Source organism: Lysobacter enzymogenes (assembly GCF_900106525.1).
Lineage (GTDB): Bacteria > Pseudomonadota > Gammaproteobacteria > Xanthomonadales > Xanthomonadaceae > Lysobacter > Lysobacter enzymogenes.
This window is the reverse complement of sequence record NZ_FNOG01000015.1, coordinates 77,705-78,870: the sequence shown is the minus strand read 5'-3', so window position 1 is coordinate 78,870 and position 1,166 is coordinate 77,705. Positions and strand designations below refer to the sequence as shown.

Genomic DNA, 1,166 nt, shown 5'->3' with positions numbered 1-1,166 from the left:
TTGGCCCCGGGTGCGACCTGTGACCTGGTCGGTACCTACAAGGTCCAGCAGTCCGACGTGAATGCCGGCTCGATCGTCAACAAGGCGACCGTCGGCACCTCGACGCCGAACGTCTGCCCGGCTGGCTCGACCGACGCCAAGTGCAACCCGACTGTCACCACGCCCGTCACCCAGGCGCCGAACCTGACGTCGGAGAAGACCCAGACCAGCAATGCCGACGAAGACGGCAGCGGCAGCATCACCGTCAACGACACGCTGACCTACCGCATCCGCGTGACCAACACCGGCAACGTGACCTTGGCCGACGTGGTCGTCACCGACGACAAGATCACGCCGAACACGATCACCTGCGCGACGCTGGCCCCGGGTGCGACCTGCGACCTGGTCGGTACCTACAAGGTCCAACAGACCGACGTCAACGCCGGTTCGATCGTCAACAAGGCGACGGTCGGTACTTCGACGCCGAACGTGTGTCCGGCCGGCTCGACCGATGCCAAGTGCAACCCGACCGTCACCACGCCGGTCACTCAGACGCCGAACCTGATGTCGGAGAAGACCCAGACCAGCAATGCCGACGAAGACGGCAGCGGCAGCATCACCGTCAACGACACGCTGAGCTACCGCATCCGCGTGACCAATACCGGCAACGTGACCCTGACCGACGTGGTCGTCACCGACGACAAGATCACGCCGAACACGATCACCTGTGCCACGTTGGCGCCGGGCGCGACCTGTGACCTGGTCGGTACCTTCAAGGTCCAGCAGTCCGACGTGAACGCCGGTTCGATCGTCAACAAGGCGACCGTGTCGACCTCGACGCCGAATGTGTGTCCGGCCGGCTCGGCCGACGCCAAGTGCAACCCGACCGTGACCACGCCGGTCACCCAGTCGCCGAACCTGAGCTCGACCAAGGCGCTCAGTGGCAATGCCGACGAAGACGGGAACGGTGCGGTGTCGGTGGGCGATACGCTGACTTACACGATCACCGCGACCAACACCGGTAACGTGACTCTGGCCGATGTGGTCGTCAGCGACGCCAAGATCGCGCCGAGCAGCATCACCTGCGCCAGTGTGGCGCCGGGTGCGAGCTGCATCTTGTCGGGTACCTACAAGGTCACTCAGGCCGATGCCGACGCGGGCAAGGTGGTCAACGCGGCGGTGGTGAC

1 protein-coding gene is annotated in these 1,166 nt (G+C 64.9%); it reads left to right on the top strand.

The genetic code is table 11. The features are described from left to right. Nucleotides 1-57 precede the first annotated feature (57 nt). Nucleotides 58-1,166 (top strand): DUF7507 domain-containing protein (locus BLU84_RS27405; RefSeq protein ID WP_170849246.1); only part of this gene is annotated, 1,109 nt, incomplete at its 3' end.